Here is a 23,931-nt window from a genome sequence, read left to right as displayed (position 1 = left end):
TTAAAAATACCACCGCCTACCCGCAGGCATTTGGGTTAATGATTAATGATGGTGACCGCCGTCACCATGCGCGTGACGATGAGAAATCTCGTCTTGAGTGGCCGCACGTACGTTAACAATTTCAACATCAAAATTAAGGGTCTTGCCGGCTAACGGGTGATTGGTATCCACATCAACCATGAATCTACCTACCTTAACGACGGTGACTTGGCGTTCGCCTTGTTCGGTTTGAACGAAGCCAATCATGCCCTTTTTCCACACTTTGGCTCCCTGTAAATGTTTTACTGGCACGCGCTGCACGGAACCTTCAATACGTTGGCCATAACCTTCTTCAGGCGTAACGGTGACGCTGAGTTTATCGCCCGCTTGCTTGCCTTCCATTGCCTTCTCGAAGCCAGGAATCATATTGTTGTGGCCTTGCAGATAGGCAATTGGCTGATCGCTAGGGGTGCGTTCTATCGTTTGGCCTTGCTCATCAGACAGAACGTAATGCAGCTGAACAACAGAATTTTTGGCGATTTGCATGAGCAAACTCCTACATCGAAAGAGTAAATAACATCAGAAAGGGCGGCAGTATCTAGCGCCGTTCGGTCTTTGGCAAGGTACGGCAGTTTTCAACCCTTGATATGCCATTAAACACCCCCATATTCGAAGTTCTAGACATAGTTAGGATAGTTTTACATGACAACAATTGTATCCGTACGACGTGGCAACGAAGTCGTCATTGGTGGTGATGGCCAAGTGTCTTTAGGCAACACCGTGATGAAAGCCAATGCGCGTAAGGTTCGTCGCTTATATAACGGACAAGTGCTCGCCGGTTTTGCAGGTAGCACAGCCGATGCCTTTACCCTGTTTGAAAAATTTGAAGGTCAGTTGCAGAAGCACAACGGCCAATTGACCCGAGCAGCCGTTGAGCTCGCTAAAGAGTGGCGCTCGGATCGCGCTTTGCGCAAACTTGAAGCGATTTTGGCTGTTGCGGATCATACCGCGAGCTTAATCATCACCGGCAACGGTGATGTGCTGCAGCCAGAAGACGATTTGATCGGTGTTGGCTCTGGCGGCAACTATGCCTTATCTGCAGCACGTGCCTTACTCGACAATACTGAGCTAAGCGCAAAAGACATTGTTGAAAAAAGCTTAAAAATTGCCGGTGATATTTGTGTATTTACCAATAACAATTTGACGATAGAAACATTGAATTCAGATGCGCTAACGGCGGGGGAAAACGCATGAGCCAGATGACACCTCGCGAAATCGTTCACGAGTTAGACCAGCATATTATTGGCCAGCATGATGCTAAGCGTGCAGTAGCGATTGCACTGCGTAATCGCTGGCGTCGCATGCAGCTTGAACCCGGGCTGCGTGAAGAAGTAACGCCAAAGAATATTTTGATGATAGGCCCAACCGGTGTCGGTAAAACCGAAATTGCGCGCCGTTTGGCCAAACTCGCTAATGCGCCTTTTATTAAAGTAGAAGCGACCAAGTTCACAGAGGTCGGTTATGTTGGTAAAGACGTTGAATCGATCATTCGCGACTTAGTTGAAACCGGCGTAAAGCTGCTGCGCGAGCAAGAAATGAAAAAGGTCAGCACCCGTGCCGGTGAGTTGGCCGAAGAACGCGTATTAGATGCTTTGTTGCCGCCTGCGCGTAGCAATACCACCAGTTGGGATACGACGGAAGAACCAAAAGTAGAAGACAGTTCGACGCGTCAGATCTTTCGTAAAAAACTGCGTGAAGGTGATCTCGACGATAAAGAAATTGAAGTGTCGCTGGCGCAAGCGTCCGTTGGTGTTGAAATCATGGCTCCGCCGGGCATGGAAGAAATGACCAATCAGTTGCAAAGCATGTTCTCGAACATGGGCGGCGATAAAAAGACCAAACGTAAGCTCAAAATTAAAGACGCGCTTAAGCAAATGCGCGATGAAGAAGCCGCCAAGTTGTTGAATATGGACGAGCTAAAAGCCCGAGCCGTCGAGCTGGTGGAACAAAACGGTATCGTCTTTATTGATGAGATCGACAAGGTGGCTAAGCGCGGTGAAAGCGGCACGGGTGGTGATGTGTCACGCGAGGGCGTGCAGCGCGATTTATTGCCATTGATCGAAGGCTGCACGGTAAGCACCAAATACGGCATGATCAAAACAGATCATATTTTATTCGTCGCATCCGGCGCTTTCCATTTGGCCAAACCATCGGATTTGATTCCTGAGCTGCAAGGTCGTTTGCCGATTCGCGTTGAATTGAAAGCGCTGACGCCGAACGATTTCGAACGCATTTTGACCGAGCCTAATGCTTCTTTAACTGTGCAGTACAAAGCACTAATGAAAACCGAAGGCGTGGACATTGATTTTACCGCTGATGCGGTCGCTCGTTTGGCGCAGATCGCTTATGACGTTAATGAAAGCACCGAAAATATCGGCGCGCGTCGTTTGCATACGCTGATGGAACGCTTGTTAGAAAGTGTGTCGTTTGATGCAACGGACTTAACCGAAGCCGTCAATATCGATGCTGCGTATGTGGAAGATAAGCTTGGCGCCTTGGCGAAAGACCAAGACCTCAGTCAGTTTATTTTGTGAGTTTGCAAAACCCGCTTCGGCGGGTTTTTTGTTATATAACAATGCGTTTAATATTGGCTTAAGAAAATTGCTCTAATCGTCGCAAATCTTATTAGCAAAGGGGTAGAATCCTGATTGTTAAATAAAAGGTGAATCATGATTCCAACAGGTATCAAAGTAAGAAAAACCAGTCGGTGTTTAGAGCTCACTTATGGTGATGAGAGCTTCCAATTACCTTATGAATTTTTGCGCGTTCAGTCGCCGTCTGCGGAAGTGCGTGGTCATGGTGTCGGCAATGACGTGCTGCAATTTGGTAAAAAGGACGTGAACCTTGTTCGCATTGACCCAGCGGGTAATTACGCCCTTAAGCTAGTATTTGATGACGGCCATGATTCAGGCCTGTACGATTGGGTGTATCTAAAGCACTTATGTGACAATCAGCAAACGCTGTGGGATACCTACCTGCAACGCTTAAATGACGCGGGCAAAAGCCGCGAAGCGCAGCAGATTAATTTTAAAGCGCTATGAACCGGAGGGCCGACGCCAATTGCGTGCGTCGGATGGTCATCTATCCGGTATACTCAGTGTAACTATCAGATAGGAGCCGTAACTTGACGGATTCCCAAAAACCTAAGCAAAGCCCAATTCACGATCCGAATGCTGCGCTTGAGGCAGAAAAATACGAAAATCCAGTTCCCAGCCGCGATGCTTTACTTGCCTTAATTGAGCAAAATGGCAGCCCGATGACGCACAGCGATGTCTGCGCGGCTCTGCAAGAAACCGACGAAGATCGCATCGAAGCCTTGCGCCGTCGTCTAATCGCCATGTGCCGCGATGGTCAAATGATCAGTAATCGTCGCAACCAATACATGCCAATGAAAAAAGTCGACCTCGTGAAAGGTACCGTGCATGGGCATCGCGATGGCTTTGGTTTTGTATTGCGCGATGGTGCCGATGATGTGTATTTATCAAATAGCCAAATGCGTCGTGTGTTTCATGGCGACAAGGTTACCGTACAGATTATGGGTTTAGACCGTCGTGGTCGCCCAGAAGGACGTATCGTTGAGGTGTTAGAGCAAAATACCCAACAAATAGTTGGTCGTTATTTTGAAGAATCGGGTGTTGGCACAGTGCAGCCTGATAACAAACGTGTGTCGCAAGAAGTATTAGTGCCGTCGGATTGCCGTAATGGTGCCGAACATGGTCAGTTCGTGGTGGTGCAGATTACTCGTCAGCCTTCCGCAAAAGGATTGCCGATGGGAGAAGTGGTTGAAGTTTTAGGTGAGCACTTGGCTCCCGGAATGGAAATCGACGTAGCGATTCGCAGTCATAATATTCCTCACGATTGGCCTGCGGATGTTCTCACTCAGGCCGAAGGCATTCCTGCCGAAGTTCAAGAAGGCGATAAAGCACGCCGTATTGATTTACGTGACTTGCCGTTTGTTACCATTGACGGTGAAGACGCACGCGACTTTGATGACGCTGTCTATTGTGAGAAAAACAAAAGCACGGGTGGCTGGCGTCTATACGTCGCCATTGCCGATGTTTCACATTATGTTGGTGTTCGGTCGCCGCTCGACAAAGAAGCACATAATCGCGGTAATTCCGTGTATTTTCCCGGCTTTGTTGTGCCTATGTTGCCAGAGAAACTATCCAACGGATTATGCTCGTTAAATCCGCAGGTCGATCGTTTGGTCATGGTGTGTGAAATGACGATCTCAAAAGGGGGTCGTATTTCTGGTTATAAGTTCATGGAAGGGGTTATCCACTCCCATGCGCGTCTGACCTACAATAAAGTATGGGACATCTTAAAACCCCTCGGTGAAGATGACGACGTTGAAACTCAGTTGCAATTGCGTCAGCAATTTCATTCGGTCGTTCCTCATGTAGAAGAGCTTTATAGCCTATTTAAAATTTTACGCGAGCAACGTGAAGTTCGCGGTGCAATGGATTTTGATTCGGTCGAAACGCGCATTGTGTTTGATGCTGAGCGCAAAATTCAAGAAATCGTACCGACCACTCGTAACGATGCGCACATGCTGATTGAAGAGTGCATGCTTGCTGCTAACGTGTGTTCGGCGGATTTCTTCCAGCGTTACGAAGTACCTGCGCTCTACCGCGTACACGCCGGACCCGGCGCTGAGAAGTTAGAAAACCTTGCGCAGTTTTTAGGTGAGATGGGTTTAAGCATGAATCATGGCAAAGACCCGTCGCCAAAAGATTATCAGGCCTTGTTGCAGCAAATCCAAAACCGCCCTGATTCACATTTAATTCAGACGGTTTTATTGCGCTCGCTTAGCCAAGCGGTATACAGCCCAGAAAACGAAGGCCATTTTGGTTTAGCGTATAAAGCCTATACCCACTTTACCTCGCCGATTCGTCGTTACCCCGATCTCTTGGTTCATCGCGGTATTCGCAGTGTGATTCGTAGTGAGCGTGAGTGTAATCATGTGCGTCGCGTTGACGGTGCTAAGCCCATCGCGGCAAAAGATATTTACCCGTACGATTTCGCGGCTATGGTGCAGTTTGGTGAGCAGTGTTCCATGACTGAACGTCGTGCGGATGACGCGACTCGCGATGTAACAGACTTCTTAAAATGCGAATACATTCGTGATCGTGTTGGCGAAGAATTCGAAGGCGTTATTTCTGCGGTAACCGGTTTTGGTTTGTTTGTATCGCTAAAAGACGTGTACGTCGAAGGTTTGATTCATATCAGCAGCTTAGCCAATGATTTCTATCAGTTTGATTCGATTAAGCATCGCTTAACCGGCGAGCGTACTCGTCGTAGCTTCCGACTCGGTGACAGTATTTGGATTCGTGTTGTTGGCGTTAATCTTGATGATCGTAAAGTCGATTTTGAGTTAGCCACATCGCCAGAAAATAAAGGCAAGGCGGGTGTTGATGCGCCAACGCCTGCGCGTTCTCCGCGCCGCCGCAGTGCTGGCGGTAAAGAAGAAACCTTAAAACCAAGCAAGCGTCCTGCGCGCAGCGGCGCAGCTAAACCTAACGCTGGCGCTAAGCCTAAAGCGGGTGCTGCTAAAGCCGATGTCGGCGGTAAGCCCGCAGCGAAAAGTAAAAAGAAAAAGCCGAGCAAACGTCAAAAGTTGAATGCCAAAAAAGCACCAACAGCAGGTGCTCAACCGGCAGCCAAGAAACCAGCGCGTAAAAAACCAGCAGCGAAGAAATAGGTCACCACCCCAATGAAGTTAGACATAGTATTTGGCATTCATGCCGTGATGACCCTGCTGCAACGTAGCCCTGATCAAGTGGTTGAGATTTGGGTGCAAAAAGGCCGTGTAGATGAGCGTATGCAGCGCTTGTTAGAGGTGGCCCAAGCCGAAGGTATGGACGTTCGTGAAGCCGATAAAGGCTTAATGAATCAGAAAGTCGATGGCAATCACCAAGGCATTATTGCCATGCGTAAGCCTGTGCAGGGGAAGTCTGAAAAGAATTTACCTGACATCCTTGATGCCATTGATGGTCATCCTTTTGTACTTATTTTAGATGGGGTTACTGACCCTCATAATCTTGGTGCCTGTTTACGTACCGCGGATGCGGCGGGCGTGCATGTCGTTATTGCACCGAAAGACAAATCCGCACCGATGAACGCCACCGTTGCTAAAGTTGCTTGTGGTGCAGCGGAAGCTGTCCCTTATATTCAAGTGACCAACTTAGCGCGCACTATGAAAGAACTGCAAGAACGCGGGATTTGGATTGGTGGTGCTGCTGGTGAAGCTGAGCAAAGCGTCTTCGAGCAACCGCTAACAGGCCCATTGGCCTTGGTGATGGGGGCCGAAGGTAACGGTATGCGTCGTTTAACTCGCGAGCATTGTGATTTTTTAATTAATATTCCTATGGCCGGAGAAGTGAGTTCGCTGAATGTGTCGGTGGCCACAGGTGTTTGTTTGTTCGAAGCAGTGCGTCAACGTCGTATTAACGTTCCCGCCTAATTTATTGTTATAAAAAGCAGAGGAGATAACGCGTGTCTTGGTGGGGTGAGCTGATTCAGCAGAATTACGACTGGTTCTGGGATATCAGCATTGTGCTGGGAATTACCGTCGTTGTTTCATTACTTTGGCGCTTAGCTCGTAAGCGCTTGGTACAAGTGTTCGCGAATACGAAAAACGATTGGGACGACGTCGTGATTGCTGCGATAGGTATGCCCATTACTTGGATGATTATTGTCGTTGGTTTTACTTGGGCAGGCGACATTACATCGACCTACTTCGAACGTGATATCGGCGAGAGCATTTCAGCAGTACGACAATTATCATTGTTGATTATGGCGGCATGGGCACTTTGGCGCTTAATTAATCGGGTTGAAGAAAACCAGCTTATTAGCGGCATGGATCCAACAACCGTGCAGTTAGTAGGTAAACTTGCCAAGTTGAGCGTTACTATTTTAATCATCTTGCCGCTATTCCAATTATTAGGTATTTCCATTTCTGGTATTTTGGCTTTTGGTGGTATGGGCGGCTTGATTGTTGGTTTAGCGGCAAAAGATTTACTCGCTAATTTCTTTGGCTCCATGATTATTTACATGGATAAGCCATTTAAAGTAGGCGACTGGATTCGCTCACCTGATCGCAGCATTGAAGGTACGGTAGAAAGTATTGGCTTTCGCGTCACGCGTATTCGTACCTTCGATAAACGCCCCTTGTATGTTCCTAATTCGGTCTTTACTAGTATTGCGGTTGAGAACCCGTCACGTATGTTGAACCGTCGTATTTATGAAACCATCGGTGTGCGCTACCAAGATGCACGTCAAGTGCCTGCGATTATGGAAGCCGTGCGCAAAATGCTGCGTGAGCATGAAGATATCGATCAAAATCAAACCATGATAGTAAACTTCAATGGTTTTGGAGCCTCAAGTCTCGACTTCTTTATTTATACCTTCACCAAGACTACAGACTGGGTGAAATATCACGATATTAAACAAGACGTGCTGCTCAAGGTGATGGCCATTATTCATGAAGCCAACGCCGATTGTGCCTTCCCAACACAAACATTGCACATCGATAGCTTGCCGCCAGCCGCACTGCAGCAATAATGAGCTTCTGAAAAGCCTTCAGTAATGAAGGCTTTTTTGTCTGCGTCTATAGGGACATTGAAATATTGTTCACTGAATGGGATCATCTGGGATCACTTGCATAGGAACTTGCATCTAATGAAAATTCATCAAAATTTAGTGAGCATCTCGGCAGTTGGGACAGCAGCAATATTGGCTTTGACCATTACTGGCTGCTCAGCGACTCAATCTCACCAATTAGTTAAGTCAGAAACCGTTGAAACCTATAAATCCGATTACAGCGGCGTTAAAACAACCTTAGTGGTCGGTAATTTCCAAAACCGTTCGACTTATATGCAAGGTCTGTTTTCCTCCGGTGACGACAAACTAGGTAATCAAGCAAAAACCATTCTTAAAACGCATTTGCAACAAACCAATCGTTTTAAAGTGGTGGATCGTGAAAATCTAGAAACCATGAAAAATGAAGCCAAATTGAATGGCGTGGAAATGAAGCTAACTGGCGCACGTTATACCGTCACTGGCGATGTCACTGAATTCGGTCGTAAGGTGACAGGTGATAAACAGTTCTTCGGTATTTTAGGTTCAGGCAAAAAACAAACCGCATACGCCAAAGTTACTTTGAACATTGTTGATGTGGTTAATGGTGAAATCGTTTATTCGACTCAAGCTGCAGGCGAATACGAAATGAGTAATCGTGAAGTCATCGGTTTTGGTTCTACCGCCAGCTATGACGCAACACTAAATGGCAAGGTATTGAACTTCGCTATCACAGAAGCCGTCAATAACATGGCTCGTGATATTGATAACGGCTCTTGGAAAGTAGAAGCCAACTAAAACAAGGAAAGTTAAATGTTGTTGCGCAACAGTTTGATCGCCGTGGGTCTTTTATCATTGATGACCTTGACCGGCTGTGCTGGAAAAAAAGAAATTTTTTATTGGGGAGATTATGAAAACTTGATATACGGCATGTATATCGAGCCTGGCACTGCCGATTCAACCACCCAAATTTCAAAATTATCCGCCGATATCCAACAAGCGGAAGCTAAGGATATGCCTATTGCTCCTGGTATCAATGCCCACTTGGGTTATATGTATGCGTTAGAAGGGGATATTGGTCAGGCGAAAGCAGCGTTCTTAACTGAAAAAACGCTATTCCCAGAATCGGCAAGTTTCATCGACGGCATGATGAGCCGCATTGATGGAGTTAAAAAATAATGAATTATTTAACTCGTATCGTTACCGTTTCTATTCTTGCAGCGACAGCCTTCGTTACCGGATGTGCTAATAAGCCACCGTACAATTATGAAGCGCTATTAGCGGCAAGCCCGCGTTCGATTGTGGTTATTCCACCAAAGAACGACACCGTTGAAGTCGATGCGCCTTACATTTACTTATCAACCATATCGCGTCCATTGGCGGAAAAGGGGTATTACGTATTCCCTGTGGCCATGATTGATAATTTCATGAAAGAGAACGGCCTGCCTACACCAGAAGAAATGAACAATGTCCCACTAGACAAAATCTACGAAAACATAGGTGCCGATGCGGTTCTCTATGTGAATATTAATCAGTGGGGGCAGAAATATAACGTTGTTTCTTCTAAAGCCATGGTGAGTGTCAGCATGAAGTTGGTTGATGCTCGCACCGGTAATTTGCTCTGGGATGGAGCTGCTTCTGCAGTGAAAGAGCCTGGCTCCAGTGGCGGCGGTTTGGTTGGCATGCTAGTGAGTGCGGTGGCGAATCAAATCGTGGGCTCAATTTCTGATGCCACACCACAATTGGCTCGAACAGCGAATCAGACCGTGCTTAACACTCCAAACCAAGGCTTGCTTAACGGCCCATACGCGCCAACAACCGACACTAAGTGATCGTGCTTGATGATTAACAGTACCGAGCGATAGTCGTTCAAAGTAAGAAGCAACGGGGCCTAGCAGGCCCCGTTGTTGTTTCATTACGGGATGATTAATTTCTTTAATGGCTCTTTTGATTAGTCGATAGTTAAACCTAATCGACCTGTTAAAAAACCTTAATTTAACTTATAGATTTTATTCGCCTACTATGGCACCTGTTTTCAAAACAAACTTAATGGAGTTAGACCATGATCAACACAGAAATCAAACCTTTCAGCGCAACAGCTTTCAAAGCAGGCGAATTCGTAGACATCACCGAAGCAGACGTGAAAGGTAAGTGGGCGATCTTCTTCTTCTACCCAGCTGACTTCACTTTCGTATGCCCAACTGAGCTTGGCGACGTTGCTGATCACTACGAAGAACTGCAAAAGTTAGGCGTAGAAGTGTACTCAGTATCAACTGACACTCACTTCGTACACAAAGCTTGGCACGACGCTTCTGAAACCATCGGTAAGATCAACTACTACATGGTTGGCGACCAAAGCGGCAACATCACTAACAACTTCGGCGTAATGCGCGAAGGTCAAGGTCTAGCAGACCGTGCAACCTTCTTGGTTGATCCACAAGGTATCATCCAAGCAATGGAAATCACTGCAGAAGGCATTGGCCGTAACGCTGAAGAACTGATGCGTAAAGTGAAAGCGGCTCAATACGTAGCGGCTCACCCAGGTGAAGTGTGCCCAGCTAAGTGGAAAGAAGGCGAAGCGACTTTGGCACCTTCACTCGACCTAGTCGGTAAGATCTAAATCTGAACTAGCTGCGTTGCCTGTGCATTGTTAAAAGTTGGCTCAGAATGCTCATTTAGGAAACTAAACTCCGCTTCTTCACCAACTTTTGCCTCGCACAGCCTGCCTCGCAAACGTTCAGACTCTAGACAGAAAGCCTCAGCGGAAGCTGGGGCTTTTTTGTCTCTGGCGTTATTTTTTCGTTCGACCCTTCGCCTACCTATTTGGTATGTCTCGGGTTCTCACTTAAAAATGCCTAGCAGCTCAGCGCTTCGGCATTGCCAGATCTTCTGAGCCAAAGCGAGCTTCTCGCAAACGTTCAGACTCTAAACAGAAAGCCTCAGCGTAAGCTGGGGCTTTTTTGTCTCTGGCGTTATTTTTTCGTTCGACCCTTCGCCTACCTTATGGTGTGTCTCGGGTCATTTGTTCCTAGTTCTGCTTAGCAATGCTAGCTGTTAGTAAAAACCTATCGAAGCCTTAGAAAACATTGATTTCAATTATTGATTGGCCGTCGTTACTATAAGTCCATAGAGTGAAATTCATAACAGAAGGTAAACACCATGCTTGATGCAACGATGAAACAACAATTGGGCGCCTACTTAAACAATCTGCGTAATCCGATTGAATTATTGGTGTCTGTTAATGATTCGCCAAAATCGAAGGAGCTAGAAGAGCTAGCTAACGAGATTGCGGCACTGAATGACAAAATTTCGGTGAATACGACGTCCGATAAAATCGGTGGTCGCTCGCCAGTGATGACGATTGCCAAAGAAGGCACCGAGGCACGTGTCGCGTTTGCTGGGGTGCCAATGGGTCATGAATTTACTTCGTTGGTTTTGGCGCTATTGCAAGCGGGCAGTCATCCATCAAAAGAAGCGCAGGCTTTGCAGGATCAAACTAAGTCACTGAGTCGCGAACTGAACTTCGAAGTGTACGTGTCGCTATCGTGTCACAACTGCCCAGACGTTGTTCAGGCCGTTAACTTGATGGCAGCTTTAAATCCAAAAATCACCGCCACTATGATTGATGGCGGTGTATTTCCGGATGAAGTAAAACAGCGCGATATTATGGCGGTACCCTCGCTTTACCTAAATGGTGAGTTATTCGGCAACGGCAAAATGACCTTGGCGGAAATTCTCAATAAGGTTGATGACGAAGCGGATGCCAAAGCTGCAGCCGCTTTGGCAGATAAAGCACCTTATGACGTTTTAGTCGTTGGTGGTGGTCCCGCTGGGGCTTCCGCTGCGATTTATGCGGCGCGTAAAGGCATTCGCACCGGTATTGTTGCCGAGCGTTTCGGTGGCCAAGTATCTGATACTGTGGGTATCGAGAACTTTATTTCGGTGAAATATACCGAGGGTCCAAAACTGGTTGCGCATTTAGAAGAGCACGTCAAAGAATATGATGTTGACGTGATGAACACGCAAAAAGTTGTGGCGGTGCGTAAAATTGATTCTGGTTTAAGTGAAGTTGAATTAGCTAACGGTGCCGTATTGAGCAGCAAATCAGTCATTTTGGCCACGGGTGCGCGCTGGAGAGAAATGAACGTGCCGGGCGAAGAGCAATATCGTAATAAGGGAGTTGCCTACTGCCCACACTGCGACGGCCCGTTATTCAAAGGCAAAAAAGTCGCAGTCATTGGTGGTGGTAATTCAGGTATTGAGGCGGCGATTGATTTAGCCGGTATCGTTGCTCATGTCACGGTATTGGAATTTGCCGATACGCTGCGCGCTGATGCGGTATTGGTGAAAAAAGCGCAATCTATGAGTAATATCACCATTATTAAACAAGCCATGACCACCGAAGTGCTGGGCGATGGTACTCGCGTGACTGGCTTGCAATACAAAGATCGCGCCACTGATGAGATGCATGTTGTTGAATTGGCGGGTATTTTTGTTCAAATCGGCTTAGTACCTAATACCGAATTCTTAAAAGAAACGGTAGGCCTGACTCAGCGCGGTGAAATTGTCATTGACGGTCATGGTCAAACCAATCTACCTGGTATCTTCGCCGCTGGCGACTGTACGAACGTAGCGTACAAACAAATCATTATTTCTATGGGAGCAGGTGCGACAGCTGCATTGGGCGCTTTTGACTACCTTATCCGTAATTAATGATGTGTTGCTGATCCCGCAGCACCCTTTACCTACTTTTAATTAAGTGGGTATCAATTAGGTGGGAACTGGCCGGTCCTTGGCAATGAATGCCATGGGCCGGTTTTTTTTGTCGGCAGTCACAGTCGGTCGTGCCAACTGAATTCAATGACTTGGAGATAGTTGCTGAGTGCGAAGCAATTAGCCTTAGCATCTTGATACTAAGCCAAGGTCTTCGGGTATACGCATTTTTGTAACGAGATTCTGCAGGATGCCGTATTTACTACTAAGCTTGTTGCCAAACTGAATTAAGATTCAATGTTAAGTATTAATTCTTACCGAATGCTATATATAAGCCGGAGCGCTGTATCCGTACAACCTTAGATGCAGCTAAAAATTATAATTTTCCTGCTAATAAAATCATGTTTGAATTTACTGAGGTTGAGAAAATTGAAGACTCTTCTTTTATAAAAAAGATTGTTGAATATTATAGTGAGTTGGGTTTTATTACGGCTGTTGATGACTTTGGTGCGGGGAATTCAGGTTTAGGACTTTTGGCTGATTTTCAGACAAATATTATTAAGCTTGATATGGGACTGATTCGAGATATTCATAAAGATAAGAATCGCCAAATTATTATAAGTAATGTATTAACGATGCTCCGTGAATTAAATATTACAGCGTTAGCTGAAGGTATTGAGGTGATTGAGGAAATGGAGTGGCTTCGAGATTCTGGTGTGGAGTTGATGCAAGGATATCTTTTTGCCAAACCAGCCTTTGAACAATTGCCAGAAGTCGATTTTAACGCTTTCTAGCGTGTCATTTTACCTTGAACAGTATTGTTTGAATGACTAGCTGCTTTAGTGACCTGAAGTTATAGTGCATAAGACGTCAATCTATATTTATCCATACTTGAACGTTATTTCTTGAAAAATGTCTCAAACTTTCCCGTTATTTCATATCGGCTGGATCGCAATCGTACACTTAATTGAGACTAACAATGAAAAAATCGAGCGCACAGTTAACCAAAATGGTTTTTGCCAAAACGCTTACCGTAATATTCTTCGGTCTTACGGCGGTTATTATCTTTTCGCTGTTTGTGAATGTCGCCGAAGGAATAATCAATCAAGAAGGTATCACTACTGTACTTCTTGGGAGTATTAACACTGGGGTTATTGCGTTGGCGGTCTTTGAGTTGGCGTTAGTGGTTAAGAAAGAATATGCATCGCCCAACGATGATGAAGAAAAAGATGCCGTATCCAGTCTTCGCGAAACACTGCCACGTTTCATCGGTATGGTTTGTGTAGCTTTGTCACTTGAGGGATTAATTATGGTTATCAAATATAGCCAGCTAGAGTTGGCCGGTAACTTGTATTATCCCGTGGCGATCATCGCAAGTACCGCGCTATTGTTAACGGCTCTAGGTCTATTTATATATTTAACCGGAAAGGGAGCCATTAAAGAGTTATAAGCTGTCACTGTAACAATCTGTTCCTTAAAACCAGGCAGACGCGAGCTTAGCTTTCTGTCAGGCTTTGATTTTTATTTTGTTGAGGCTGGGCCTATGTCCGTTTTAGAGAAAATGCCTTTCTCTTTGTTAGAGCTGGCCTCGGTTCCTACCGGCTCTGATATTCCCGCAACATTGCTAGAACTACGTCGCTATGCGCAGCATGCTGATACATTAGGTTTTACCAGACTATGGTTAGCAGAACACCATAATATGGAAGGTATAGCGAGTAGTGCGACTAGCGTGCTTATAAGCGATTTAGCGGCACATACCGAACTAATGCGCATTGGTTCTGGCGGCATTATGCTACCTAATCATCCGCCATTGGTGGTGGCCGAACAATTTGGTACTTTGGCTTCCTTATATCCTGACCGTATTGATTTGGGACTGGGCAGAGCGCCGGGCACCGACCCGCTCACTAGTCGAGCTTTGTATCGAGATGAACGTCGCGCCGATAATTTCCCAGAGGAAGTTGCTGAGTTGCAACGGCTGTTGGGAAAGGATGTTGATGCTAGCCTAGGTAAAGCACATGCATATCCTGGTCGCGATACTAACGTACCAATTTGGATTTTAGGATCCAGTTTATTCAGTGCGCAACTGGCAGCTAAGCGCGGGCTGCCTTATGCATTTGCTGGGCACTTTGCACCTGCTTTAGCTGAAGAAGCTTTAAGCTTGTATAGACGTTTATTTAAACCATCGGCAACTTTGCAGCGTCCTTACGCAATCTTATGCTTACCGCTAATTCTTGCCGATACGGATGAGGAGGCGCGCTATCTCAGCACGAGTTCGCAGCAAAGGGTATTGGCGCTTATGTATGGTAAGCCACTGTATCTACCACCTCCTGTTACCGATATGGATCTTCACTGGGATTTTGCCAGTAAGCGCCAAGTGGAGAATTTTTTAGCACTTGCTGTTGTTGGCAGTCCAACGACGGTCAGCTTTAAATTGCAAACGATACTCAAGCAATTTGAAGTAGATGAGCTGATGTTTACAAATGATATCTATGATCGAAGTAAACGTCTGCACGCTTTGAGTTTGTTGAATGGTTTGGATGTTTCGAACTAGAGCATAGATTTTGAAATAACGATCAATGTTATGTATACGAATAATTATGGTTATCAAGTGATTTCTATTTTTTGAGTAAATAAATCCATAAATGTCGTAAATTGAAAGTGAGATTTTACAAAAATATCTTATGTTGGTGTCTTGCCATTTAGGTAACATCTAAAGGTGGCGTATGAATGCCATTTGAAATATCAAAGAAACGAGATAAACTAAACCGATGCTAAAAGAAAACTCACCAGTAAGCCCTATGGCACCAGAACCTTGTCTTAATCTTAGTTTGCGTAAAGCAGATCGAGTTATTAACCATGTTTATAATCGCCACCTTGCTGAGTGCGGCTTATCCGTTAGTCAGTTCTCGGTTATGCGTGCGATGCATTATGCAGGCACTTGTACCAGCCAAGTGATTCAAGACATTCTGGTGTTAGATCAAACAACTCTCAGTCGTAACCTTAAAAAATTGGTTAGTGATGGAATGGTTGTTATGAAAGAAGACAAAGGTGATCGCCGCCGAAAATTACTTTCTCTTTCCGCTAAGGGAAAGATTATGTTTTCCGCCGGAGAGAAACAATGGAAGTTGGCACAAAATGAAATGAGAGAAACTCTCGGTAATAGCATCGCAGATCAAATCATTGAGCTGAGCGATGCGATTGTAGGTAAGTGTGGTACTCCAATTTAAGATTTATCCGTAGTTACTAAAAGCCAACACTAACACCTACGGTTACTTGATCTTTGGCCGCAAACTGGCCAAAGAAGCCACTCTGATTGCCATAAAATATATCTGCACCTAACTCAAATTGAACAAAAGTATTGAACTCGTATTTGATTTTTGGCCTAATCAGACCATCTGAGTTATCTAATGAATGCAATGTCAAAGCTTCTAATGTAATTGTCTGATTGGCATAGTAGCGACGTAATAATAAGGTGAGTGTGTTTTCTATCGCATCTTCTGCAATATCTTTTTCATAACTTAACAATTGGCGTCGAAACCATTGGCCACTAATTAAAGTGTCGCTAATGCCCGAGTAATCCAAGCCAATGACGTACTGAAGCTCTTGAGCTTTATCAATAAATCGCTGATTAGGATTATCTGTAGAATAATAACGGGAGTTATTTAAAACAAACTCTGTTCTCAGAACGAAATCTCCAAAAGCATTGTTCGCCGTCCCGCCAACAAGTGTATTACGTTTATACTCCGGATTGACACTTACTGCACCACCACCATCAACGTCAATAAATACCACTGGGTCATCATGATAGTGGTAAAAATAGTTGAGCGTAATATCCCAGCCGGATGCAAAGGTTGCGTAGCGTAATGCGAGTTCGCTGTTATGCAAAGATTGTTGAGGTTCCTTTGCGGAATTGATTTGTAGCGAAGTTGGCATTTGCGACAGTTCTGGTAACGGGTGGCTCAGTTCAAATTGTGTACCGGTTTTGGCGTATTGATTGAACTTAAGCTCAGGTATAACGATAATGGTTAGCGAGCTACCATCGCTGATAGGAATGTCCGCACTGGCAGATGTAAGCGAGATTCGTGAGTTATCGAAGTCATCTAGGATAAATTCGCGATAGTTTAGCGGGTTAATAACGTCCAGTAGTCGTAAGCCATCGCTTGCACCCCAAACAATGGTTTGCTTCCCTAGGCGCCAGTATGTTCCTTGATTTTCAAAGTCTATAAAGGCATCTCTAAATTGAATTTCTGATTGTCGACTATCTATTTGGTCTTCAAGGTCATAACGGAACCTAGCGTCAATCTTAAAACCTACCTGACCAACTTCTCCAGATATATCCGATTTTAATAAGCTTTCCGATTTAACTATATCAACCTCATCGAAGTTTTCTTTCTGAGTGACCGATGTTTCGTGTACGATCTGGTTAGCTACGGAAATTTCACTTGCATATAAAAATTGTGGACTAAAAATAACAAGAGTACATCCGAAATACAGACTGATGTTTTTATAATTTTTAAGCATTTCAAACCTTCTTAATATTAGTCCACAAAAATTAAATGTTTATTTTATTATTATCGACGCGATAGAGCTCGAACATCAAAAATCGATTCCGGCACTTCGGTATCATAGTTTATGTCTGAGAAGTCAAATTCGGTTGTATGGCCTGTTTTATAATTAATAACAACCAACTTTTTACGGCTCCATATTCCTTGTATCTTTTCTAGATCTTTTAGGTATATGGTTTTTAAAGGTTTGTCTTTAATATCCCAATAATCGTTTTTCACGATGATCCAATTTGACTTATCAACCAAAAACTCGTTGCGGCTGTAGCCTAGTTCTTGAGCGATTTTCTCTGATTTTGGAATGGCGCGAACTTGGAATACATCTTGTCCTTCGTATTGAACGCTCCCTAGCAAAGTGAAATTATAATCTGACAACTCCATCTTCCCTTCGTTTTTGATATCTTCATAAGTGAAGTCCGTACCTAGAAAGTAATCACCGCGATTTGAAGCTGATATCCGTCTAGATTTTTTTGTGGCTGGCAGATACAGCCACTGATCATCTTCGTGCTCGGGGGATTGATAATCGTACGTCAGGAATGCGGTATCTTTTACGTTTGTCGGACGGTTATACACAACCAAGGTCCGTTTCTCGTCGTCTAAAGTGCGACGATAAATTGTGGTTTCACTAATGCGTTCTTTGCCTTGTTTGTTAATCAAGCGCATTTTTAGACTACGAGTAACATGATCGCCTTCGTCTACCTGAACGATTTTGGTGACGATGTCTTCGACCTTCATAGGGCTCTCGCTGGCATCGGATTTACTGGCAAGGCCTAATGTACCCGCTACGATGAGGAGAACTGCGGTGCTCGATACGGGAATGACTAATGACTCTTTTGCTCCGTGTATAAAGGCTGGCTTGGTTAGCTTAATAAGCGCAGGCAATAGCGTCATACTGCATAAAAAGCTACCTACAACGGCAACGACGACAATAGATCCAAATTCATTCAACGGCACGACGCTGCTGGCGATCAGAACACCGAAGCCACAAGCAAGAGCAATAAAGTTAAATAGTAATGCGCGACCTGTGCTCGGATATAACTTGGCAATTAAGGTATCAATATTTTGTTCTGGTTGTCCCTCAATGCTTTTCTCTTTACGAAATAGCTCTCTGATTCGATCGATTGTATGAATCGAAAAGTCTACTCCTAAGCCTATCGCTATTGATGCAAACATAGAGGCACCGATTCCCAGAGGGATTTTTAATATCGCCATTGTTGCGTAGACAAAGAGTAGTGCAGTGCAAACAGGTATTAGAGTGAATATTCCGGCGAGCATCGAACGGAACATAAGTGCTGACACCAGTAGTACGAGAATTAAAGCAATACCAAGACTGAAGAAGTGACCATCGCCTAGGTCTCGTATCCAGAAGTAGTCAACAGTTACACGGCCAGTCATAGTTGCAGATATATTCTCATCGTTAAACTCACGCCCAATATAAGTTTGTAAGCTCTCTACAATCTCTTTATTACGGTGATAACTGCCGGTTTTAAAAGTGAGGCGTACGTTAGCTACCTTATAGTCGTAGTCGACTTCTTCGTCGAAGTCTGTTGATTCACCAGACGCTGAATAGATCAAGAAGTACTGCGCGATGCTCTTGCGATCACCAGGCAACACATAGGCTGATGGGTCGCTATTGTTGAGCGACATATTCATTTGCTTAAGATAATCAACAATAGACGTAGCACTAGTGACGTCATCAAAAGTTAAGGCATAATTTTGTAACGCTTCTACTTTAACTAGAGCTTCGGGTGAAAATAGGCCTTCTTTCTCATTGGTCTCGACAATAATATCTAAATTATTCGCCCCATTGGTGTGACCATTGATCAGTTTATCGGCCTTGTAAATCTGCTCCTTTTTATTGAAAGTATCGATCCGGTCTTCATCAATGACGATATTTGAGCCAGTGACAGCACCGATAACAATAATCAAAGATCCTAGCACTACAACCGACTTAGAGTACTTTAATGACAATGTGCCGAGCTTTTGAATAAAGCGAGAAAAAATATCTCGTTTTTTATCATCGTTATTAAGATAGTTTAGCAAATAGCGCTTGGATGCTTTCGGTTTAGTTAAAATGAGTACCGCTGGGAGTAGTGTCATCGAGTAGACCCATGCAAGAGCAACCCCTACTGCAGCGAAAAGACCAAAAAACTTAAATGGAGGCATGTCGGAGGCAAGATAAAGACCAGCAAAGCCCGCGATCGTTGTAAGGGAGGTCAGCGCAACTGGGCGCCACATTTCTGCCATGGTCTCTATGACTAAGTCACGATTCATCTCTCGCTTGGGATCTGCTTGAAGTTCGAAGTAATGACCTAATATGTGGATAGTGTCGGCAACGGCAATACCAATAAGAATAACGGGTAGAGCATTAGTGATCACATAAAAAGAAACTCCCGAAGCTGCCATAATACCAATAGTAGAAAGAACCGTTGTGGCAATCATCATTAATGCCAGTAGTCCTGAGCTGAACGCAGAAAAGCAGATGACGACGATAGTGAAGATAATGAGTCCCGCAATTGGGTTTAATATCTTCATATCGTTATCGATATATTCGCCTAAGTATCCAGCAATAGCGCCTTCACCAGCGACGTAAGACTCGATACTTGTACCGTGCTCTTCATTAAATCGAACAATTTCAGCAGCCGCTAAATCGTTAACCTGCTTGTAGGTTACATTAGAAATATCTTGATTCCATAGTTCGGCAACTATTAAAGCTACATCACCGTCCTTCGATACAATACTGCCGTTATATAGCGGAAAATTTTGAATAGCTTTCTTAACCAATAGAGCTTCGCTTAAGGTTGAGGGCAATGGATCAAGAAAATCCTCAACGATCAGGCTCCCATCATCCCCAAACATATTCTTTTCAGTCGCTAAGCTGAAGACTTTATCTTCCTTAACATTTTCAAGGCCTTCGATTGTGTTCGTTAGGCTAGCAATTAGTTGCAGTACTTCAGGCGTGTAGATGTCGGCCTTTATTGCGACAACAACCGGGTCATTTAAACCAAATTGATCACGAACTCGCTCGCGATATAGCAGCGCGGGATTGTCTGGTGAAAGGAAGGCATCTCCACGAGTATCTTTAACTATTGTCGGCAAAAAGCTCGCAGCACCTATAAAAAAGATGAGCGGGATGATGACCAATGCAATAGGTTTTTTGAATAGATTGGAAAAAAAGCGCCAACTGGCAGTGTCGTTTTTCATGGGTAAACCTCCATTGTTATTAGACGTAATGAGCCTTTGCTTTGATGGTTATCGTCATTGCATGTCACTCTTTCTCGATAATGCATGTACTTACATGCATTGTCAAATTGGAAGAGTGAAATGCTGATCGGATAAATATTAGATAGTCATTAGTGTTACAAAATGAATAAATGGCCATTTTTTGCTTTAAAAACAGGTTTTTTACAATTTTTAGTGAATTTATAAGGAGTTTGTTATTGACCTGTTTGTCAGATTGCATGTATTGAAATTGCTTGAAAGTGCATAATATGTAGGTGCATGGTAAAGGAGTTTGGTTGCAACTGATAAGTCTATGCAATAGCATGCTTTCCGCTCATGTTAGTACACGCAGAGTATCTGTGAGTAAGTTGTAGCACTTTTGAATTTAATCAATCTGTAGATATACGAATGATTGACGGTATTAAAGCGTTAACTTAGGAGGAGGCGAGATCATGAATACTATGAAAAGTAGCGAAGTCTTTAACTACAAGAAGATAAATGACCTGATAAGCACGAGTGGTCAGCCCTCGAAAGAGGATTTCAGAAAGATCAAAGAAGATGGTTTTGAACTAGTTATTGATTTGGCTCCTGTGGATTATGATAGATATTCAATTCAAGATCAGCCCGCATTGCTCAGAAACTTAAACCTTCCCTATATTCACATCCCAGTCGATTTTAAATCTCCGTCTACTGAAGACTACGAACATTTCAGTACAGCTCTAAAAAATAATTACGGAAAAAAAATATGGATTCATTGCGCAGCAAATTATCGCGTCACAGTCTTTTTCTCCATTTGGGCTGAGAAAAACTTGAACTGGAGTGAAGAAAAATCTAACGAACTTATAGATTCGATTTGGAAATCAGATCCTAACTGGACTATGAACGATGTTTGGCGCGATTTTATGATGAACGCCAGATCGTTAGAGCCTGCTTAGTTTGCTATCTAAATTATTTTAATTTTGAAATATTTTTATAGCATTAGAATAATAGATTAAAAATTATAAAAAATATTCTCATCGTGTGAAAGCACAAGTGCCAAGCGCATTTTATTTTAATCAAGGAGTTGATATGAACGAATTAATGTCAGAAGAAAATCACGAAACACAATGCGATTTGCTTATTATCGGTCATTCAATGGCTGGCGGCTGTCTTGCTAGACAGATGAAGCTAGAACATCCTGAATTGAGAATTACCGTTATTGAACGCAAAACTGAATTCGGATACTGGGTAGGCGAGTCTACCTTAGAGGCATTCTGGAACTATGCTGCCACTAGTCTGGATTTAGGCCACTACCTAGATACTAACCATTTGTACAAGCACGGCCTGCGCTTTTTCTATGACTCGAAAGAGCATGACTTAGCCTTAAAAGATATGAGTGAAGTAGGACGTTCTTGGTATCACGGCACACCGGCTCATCAAATTGATCGTAAAAAGTTTGATACTGATCTTTGTCGTATGAATATTGAATCAGGCATTGATGTACGTTTAGGCGTGACAGTCACAGATGTCGCACTGGATCGCGATCATGGTCATACGATTAAAACTGCAGCCGGTAATTTTCGCGCTAAATGGGTTGTGGATGCAGCGGGTTTCGCATCGCCTATTGCTCGTCAACTTGGTATTTGTGAAATTAAAAACGATGAGCATCCGATTAGCTCATATTGGGCTCGTGTTTCTGGTGTTGCGAATCTTGATCTACTTGGTGGCAAAGAATGGCGTCAGCGTGTGCGTTACACCACCCGCACATTGGCGACGACACACTTTATGTACGGAGGATATTGGTTCTGGCTAATTCCTCTAGATGGCGAAACATATAGTATTGGGCTTGTTACTAAAAATGATGAATGCGATATCAAGATAAAAGGTGAACAAGAGTTCTTAGATTTCTTGCGCACTCACAAGTGTATGGAAGAACTATTGCCAGTAGAAACGACAAGGATTCTTGACTATACCCAGATGAAAAATCTTTCTCGTAGAGTATCGGCTCCTTATTCTGAAGATCGCTGGTTCCTAACGGGTATGTCTGCTGTATTTTTGGACCCACTATTGTCACCAGGATCGGCTTATCTCTCCGATAGTAATCGTATGATCGGCGATATGATTAAAGCTGACATGCAAGGTGATGATGAAGCTTACCGTGTAATGGTTCCGGTATTTAATCGTTTTTCTCAATTCTGGCTTGATAACTTCTTTCTACATATTAAAGGTCTATATCATCCTTGTTATGACCGTCAAAAAGTCTACTTTACCTCGATGTTGATGCAGTGGTTTGGGATTATCCTGCCTTCGTCAATGGTGAAGAATTGGGGTTATATGCCCGGTATGACGATGGCTGATTTACAGGGTTTTTATGATCAGATGGATTATTTAAGTGCTAACAATGTGATCCATAAAATTGATCACATAGCTCATGAATTTGAAGACTTATTGAAGAGTCGTGGATTGGAATTTTCGCATAATGAAGGTCAATTCTTCGATGTTGAAATTGACGATTGTTTCATGGAAAACACCCGCACCATGGGTAGCACGTTAACCATGGACTCCATTGTGCACATCGAGCAAAAAATGCTGGAAGTAACTTATCTCGGCATTCTTCAGCGCTTGGCTGAACTAGATAATGTTCAGGCAACTAAAGCCGATCTAATGGATGCAGCGCGAGAGTCCTGCCAATACGAATTAACGGTATTGGAGGCCTTTAACACTTTATGTACGAAAGCTAATAAGACTCGTAAAGAGCAAGAAAGCCAAGTAGCAATGGCCTAACCCACCCACATGGAGATCTGAACTATGGAAGATTTAACCGTAAGTCACCGCGATACTGAAACGTTGGATACAGAGAACTCTCTTGTTCCTACTGTTAATGCCGCAATGTTGGCCGATCAAATATTGAATGTTATTTTTGATAAGCGCCGTTTATTGCCCGACGAAGATATCGCCGAAGTAGGTGAGCGAGAAGAGCGTCAAGTTCATTTTGAGAGAATCCTTGCTTATGTCGAAGCAAGAGAGAAAATTCAAATGATTTTACCAGCATTTCCGGTTAAATCTCCAAATCGTAACAAGACATTAGCCCATTTACCTGACTATGCTGAACGCCATGCATTTAAACAACTGAGCTTGTTGTGCGATGAAATAAAATCTATTTACTCGCCAGGTGCTGAAATATCAATTTGCTCAGATGGTCGGGTGTTTTCAGATTTATTGAGAATTTCGGATGATCACGTAACGGAGTACGGTGAGACCCTGAGATCAATGGTTGAAGAATCGCACCCAGGTGTGTTTACCTTCTTTAATTTAGACAAGGTTTATAGCTCTATATCTTGTTTTGAGACAATGCGTGAAGACCTAATGGTATCTTATGGAGAGGCACTGTCGGATTTGGTTTATCGAACTAAAACTGAGCCGCATGCTAAATCCATGTATCTTGGAATTACGCGTTTTATTTTTGAGGATTTTAGCGGAATTGATCCATTTCGATCATTGGCGCGAAATGCTATCCAAAAAGCTTCAAAGCTGGTTTCTTATCGTGTTATTCAGCGCTCGAACGCTTGGAGTCGCTTATTGAAAGAGCAGTTTCCTCAGGCCGTGCGTCTTTCGATACATCCGCAGTTTCGAGTATCAGAGAAGATAGGCATCTATCTTGGTGATGCGGAAAATGCTTGGGTAACGCCTTGGCATTCCGTTGCAGTTGTCGAAGATGATCGTGTCCTATTTATGAAACGTTCTGATGCTGAAGCTCAGCCCGATGTGTTACTTGCTTATCAAGATGGCCGCCCAAGTCACTTTGTGCGTCAGATGCGATTAGAGCGAGCGTCTTGAT

21 protein-coding genes are annotated in these 23,931 nt (G+C 44.0%); 18 read left to right on the top strand and 3 right to left on the bottom strand.

From position 1 onward, the window contains the following. Positions 1 to 42 precede the first annotated feature (42 nt). On the bottom strand, positions 43 to 525 hold the full coding sequence (locus TOL_RS15455) for an FKBP-type peptidyl-prolyl cis-trans isomerase (RefSeq protein ID WP_015488308.1): 483 nt from the start codon (positions 523 to 525) through the stop codon (positions 43 to 45). Positions 526 to 681: 156 nt separating this feature from the next. On the opposite strand from TOL_RS15455, the gene hslV reads away from it, so the two are divergent. The 15 genes from hslV (at position 682) to TOL_RS15380 (ending at position 15,557) form a co-directional block, all read left to right on the top strand. Further along, complete coding sequence (gene hslV, locus TOL_RS15450; RefSeq protein ID WP_015488307.1) at positions 682 to 1,233, top strand: ATP-dependent protease subunit HslV; 552 nt, start codon at positions 682 to 684, stop codon at positions 1,231 to 1,233. Next, positions 1,230 to 2,573: an HslU--HslV peptidase ATPase subunit gene (gene hslU / locus TOL_RS15445; RefSeq protein ID WP_015488306.1), complete on the top strand. Its 1,344-nt coding sequence runs from the start codon at positions 1,230 to 1,232 to the stop codon at positions 2,571 to 2,573. The genes hslV and hslU overlap by 4 nt, the downstream gene beginning before the upstream one ends. Before the next feature lie 135 nt (positions 2,574 to 2,708). Beyond that, positions 2,709 to 3,080 carry a gamma-butyrobetaine hydroxylase family protein gene (locus tag TOL_RS15440; protein WP_015488305.1) on the top strand — a complete coding sequence of 124 codons (372 nt, stop codon included), beginning with the start codon at positions 2,709 to 2,711 and terminating at the stop codon, positions 3,078 to 3,080. A gap of 83 nt (positions 3,081 to 3,163) precedes the next feature. Further along, positions 3,164 to 5,740, top strand: coding sequence for a ribonuclease R (rnr, locus tag TOL_RS15435; RefSeq protein ID WP_015488304.1), 2,577 nt, complete (start codon positions 3,164 to 3,166; stop codon positions 5,738 to 5,740). A 12-nt stretch (positions 5,741 to 5,752) separates the two neighbouring features. Further along, the gene (gene rlmB, locus TOL_RS15430; protein ID WP_015488303.1) at positions 5,753 to 6,502 is read left to right on the top strand and encodes a 23S rRNA (guanosine(2251)-2'-O)-methyltransferase RlmB; all 750 of its coding nucleotides are present in this window, start codon (positions 5,753 to 5,755) and stop codon (positions 6,500 to 6,502) included. A 32-nt stretch (positions 6,503 to 6,534) separates the two neighbouring features. Continuing rightward, positions 6,535 to 7,602, top strand: a complete 1,068-nt coding sequence (locus TOL_RS15425; protein WP_015488302.1) for a mechanosensitive ion channel family protein — start codon at positions 6,535 to 6,537, stop codon at positions 7,600 to 7,602. Between the two features lie 117 nt (positions 7,603 to 7,719). Then, positions 7,720 to 8,415 carry a CsgG/HfaB family protein gene (locus TOL_RS15420; RefSeq protein WP_015488301.1) on the top strand — a complete coding sequence of 232 codons (696 nt, stop codon included), beginning with the start codon at positions 7,720 to 7,722 and terminating at the stop codon, positions 8,413 to 8,415. A gap of 15 nt (positions 8,416 to 8,430) precedes the next feature. Next, positions 8,431 to 8,796 carry a DUF4810 domain-containing protein gene (locus TOL_RS15415; RefSeq protein ID WP_015488300.1) on the top strand — a complete coding sequence of 122 codons (366 nt, stop codon included), beginning with the start codon at positions 8,431 to 8,433 and terminating at the stop codon, positions 8,794 to 8,796. Further along, entirely contained in the window at positions 8,796 to 9,449 is a 654-nt protein-coding gene (locus TOL_RS15410) for a DUF799 domain-containing protein (RefSeq protein WP_015488299.1), read from the top strand. The genes TOL_RS15415 and TOL_RS15410 overlap by 1 nt, the downstream gene beginning before the upstream one ends. A gap of 230 nt (positions 9,450 to 9,679) precedes the next feature. Continuing rightward, a complete protein-coding gene (gene ahpC, locus TOL_RS15405; RefSeq protein ID WP_015488298.1) occupies positions 9,680 to 10,237 on the top strand; it encodes an alkyl hydroperoxide reductase subunit C in 558 nt (185 codons plus the stop codon). 539 nt (positions 10,238 to 10,776) lie between these two features. Beyond that, entirely contained in the window at positions 10,777 to 12,330 is a 1,554-nt protein-coding gene (gene ahpF / locus TOL_RS15400) for an alkyl hydroperoxide reductase subunit F (protein ID WP_015488297.1), read from the top strand. Positions 12,331 to 12,656: 326 nt separating this feature from the next. After that, positions 12,657 to 13,124 (top strand): EAL domain-containing protein, encoded by a 468-nt coding sequence (locus TOL_RS15395; RefSeq protein WP_197537930.1) that lies wholly within the window; start codon positions 12,657 to 12,659, stop codon positions 13,122 to 13,124. Positions 13,125 to 13,309: 185 nt separating this feature from the next. After that, complete coding sequence (locus TOL_RS15390) at positions 13,310 to 13,780, top strand: hypothetical protein (RefSeq protein WP_015488295.1); 471 nt, start codon at positions 13,310 to 13,312, stop codon at positions 13,778 to 13,780. Between the two features lie 93 nt (positions 13,781 to 13,873). Beyond that, positions 13,874 to 14,881 carry an LLM class flavin-dependent oxidoreductase gene (locus tag TOL_RS15385; protein WP_015488294.1) on the top strand — a complete coding sequence of 336 codons (1,008 nt, stop codon included), beginning with the start codon at positions 13,874 to 13,876 and terminating at the stop codon, positions 14,879 to 14,881. 217 nt (positions 14,882 to 15,098) lie between these two features. Beyond that, positions 15,099 to 15,557: a MarR family winged helix-turn-helix transcriptional regulator gene (locus tag TOL_RS15380; RefSeq protein WP_015488293.1), complete on the top strand. Its 459-nt coding sequence runs from the start codon at positions 15,099 to 15,101 to the stop codon at positions 15,555 to 15,557. 16 nt (positions 15,558 to 15,573) lie between these two features. Here TOL_RS15380 and TOL_RS15375 read toward each other — a convergent pair whose 3' ends face one another. Together TOL_RS15375 and TOL_RS15370 are read right to left on the bottom strand one after the other, a co-directional pair. Then, positions 15,574 to 16,851, bottom strand: coding sequence for a DUF1302 family protein (locus tag TOL_RS15375; RefSeq protein ID WP_015488292.1), 1,278 nt, complete (start codon positions 16,849 to 16,851; stop codon positions 15,574 to 15,576). Positions 16,852 to 16,901: 50 nt separating this feature from the next. Next, positions 16,902 to 20,096 carry an outer membrane lipoprotein-sorting protein gene (locus TOL_RS15370; protein WP_015488291.1) on the bottom strand — a complete coding sequence of 1,065 codons (3,195 nt, stop codon included), beginning with the start codon at positions 20,094 to 20,096 and terminating at the stop codon, positions 16,902 to 16,904. A gap of 470 nt (positions 20,097 to 20,566) precedes the next feature. Between TOL_RS15370 and TOL_RS15365 the strand changes: the two genes are divergently transcribed. The 3 genes from TOL_RS15365 to TOL_RS15355 all read left to right on the top strand — a co-directional run bounded on the left by TOL_RS15365 (position 20,567) and on the right by TOL_RS15355 (position 23,930). After that, a complete protein-coding gene (locus TOL_RS15365) occupies positions 20,567 to 21,049 on the top strand; it encodes a protein tyrosine phosphatase family protein (protein ID WP_015488290.1) in 483 nt (160 codons plus the stop codon). A 133-nt stretch (positions 21,050 to 21,182) separates the two neighbouring features. Beyond that, positions 21,183 to 22,877, top strand: a complete 1,695-nt coding sequence (locus TOL_RS18540) for an NAD(P)/FAD-dependent oxidoreductase (RefSeq protein ID WP_015488289.1) — start codon at positions 21,183 to 21,185, stop codon at positions 22,875 to 22,877. Between the two features lie 24 nt (positions 22,878 to 22,901). Next, positions 22,902 to 23,930 (top strand): L-tyrosine/L-tryptophan isonitrile synthase family protein, encoded by a 1,029-nt coding sequence (locus tag TOL_RS15355; RefSeq protein ID WP_015488288.1) that lies wholly within the window; start codon positions 22,902 to 22,904, stop codon positions 23,928 to 23,930. Position 23,931 lies beyond the last annotated feature (1 nt).

This window comes from Thalassolituus oleivorans MIL-1, assembly GCF_000355675.1.
Taxonomy (GTDB): Bacteria; Pseudomonadota; Gammaproteobacteria; order Pseudomonadales; family Oceanobacteraceae; genus Thalassolituus; species Thalassolituus oleivorans.
This window is presented reverse-complemented; position numbering and strand designations above follow the sequence as displayed.

What these genes read in the sequence shown, in the direction of transcription:
- TOL_RS15370 (WP_015488291.1), bottom strand. Translation starts at nt 20,096, where the DNA reads ATGAAAAACGACACTGCCAGTTGGCGCTTTTTTTCCAATCTATTCAAA.
- TOL_RS15365 (WP_015488290.1), top strand. Translation starts at nt 20,567, where the DNA reads ATGAATACTATGAAAAGTAGCGAAGTCTTTAACTACAAGAAGATAAAT.
- TOL_RS18540 (WP_015488289.1), top strand. Translation starts at nt 21,183, where the DNA reads ATGAACGAATTAATGTCAGAAGAAAATCACGAAACACAATGCGATTTG.
- TOL_RS15420 (WP_015488301.1), top strand. Translation starts at nt 7,720, where the DNA reads ATGAAAATTCATCAAAATTTAGTGAGCATCTCGGCAGTTGGGACAGCA.
- TOL_RS15355 (WP_015488288.1), top strand. Translation starts at nt 22,902, where the DNA reads ATGGAAGATTTAACCGTAAGTCACCGCGATACTGAAACGTTGGATACA.
- TOL_RS15385 (WP_015488294.1), top strand. Translation starts at nt 13,874, where the DNA reads ATGTCCGTTTTAGAGAAAATGCCTTTCTCTTTGTTAGAGCTGGCCTCG.
- hslU (WP_015488306.1), top strand. Translation starts at nt 1,230, where the DNA reads ATGAGCCAGATGACACCTCGCGAAATCGTTCACGAGTTAGACCAGCAT.
- rlmB (WP_015488303.1), top strand. Translation starts at nt 5,753, where the DNA reads ATGAAGTTAGACATAGTATTTGGCATTCATGCCGTGATGACCCTGCTG.
- ahpC (WP_015488298.1), top strand. Translation starts at nt 9,680, where the DNA reads ATGATCAACACAGAAATCAAACCTTTCAGCGCAACAGCTTTCAAAGCA.
- TOL_RS15415 (WP_015488300.1), top strand. Translation starts at nt 8,431, where the DNA reads ATGTTGTTGCGCAACAGTTTGATCGCCGTGGGTCTTTTATCATTGATG.
- hslV (WP_015488307.1), top strand. Translation starts at nt 682, where the DNA reads ATGACAACAATTGTATCCGTACGACGTGGCAACGAAGTCGTCATTGGT.
- TOL_RS15375 (WP_015488292.1), bottom strand. Translation starts at nt 16,851, where the DNA reads ATGCTTAAAAATTATAAAAACATCAGTCTGTATTTCGGATGTACTCTT.
- TOL_RS15455 (WP_015488308.1), bottom strand. Translation starts at nt 525, where the DNA reads ATGCAAATCGCCAAAAATTCTGTTGTTCAGCTGCATTACGTTCTGTCT.
- TOL_RS15380 (WP_015488293.1), top strand. Translation starts at nt 15,099, where the DNA reads ATGCTAAAAGAAAACTCACCAGTAAGCCCTATGGCACCAGAACCTTGT.
- TOL_RS15390 (WP_015488295.1), top strand. Translation starts at nt 13,310, where the DNA reads ATGAAAAAATCGAGCGCACAGTTAACCAAAATGGTTTTTGCCAAAACG.
- TOL_RS15410 (WP_015488299.1), top strand. Translation starts at nt 8,796, where the DNA reads ATGAATTATTTAACTCGTATCGTTACCGTTTCTATTCTTGCAGCGACA.
- ahpF (WP_015488297.1), top strand. Translation starts at nt 10,777, where the DNA reads ATGCTTGATGCAACGATGAAACAACAATTGGGCGCCTACTTAAACAAT.
- TOL_RS15440 (WP_015488305.1), top strand. Translation starts at nt 2,709, where the DNA reads ATGATTCCAACAGGTATCAAAGTAAGAAAAACCAGTCGGTGTTTAGAG.